Here is a 228-nt window from a genome sequence, read left to right as displayed (position 1 = left end):
AAGCTAAAGCGCGCGGAGATAGACTCGTTGTTGGGCTAAATAATGATGATTCAATCACTCGCTTAAAAGGCCCCGAGCGCCCGATAAACCCGCTTGATGAGCGCGCAATGGTATTAAGTGCACTTGCCTCTGTTGATTGGGTGATTCCCTTTGGCAGAGCTGAGGAAAACGACACACCCGCTAAATTAATCGAGCAAATTAGCCCTGATATTTTAGTAAAAGGTGGCG

The 228-nt window shown here is 47.4% G+C and carries 1 pseudogene; it reads left to right on the top strand.

Going from position 1 to position 228, the window contains the following annotated elements:
* A pseudogene (locus SB756_RS36425) lies at nucleotides 1-228 on the top strand (bifunctional heptose 7-phosphate kinase/heptose 1-phosphate adenyltransferase); the annotation flags it as partial.

It is taken from the genome of Pseudomonas sp. SIMBA_068 (assembly GCF_046534705.1).
In the GTDB taxonomy this organism is placed as follows: Bacteria; Pseudomonadota; Gammaproteobacteria; order Pseudomonadales; family Pseudomonadaceae; genus Aquipseudomonas; species Aquipseudomonas putida.
This window is presented reverse-complemented; position numbering and strand designations above follow the sequence as displayed.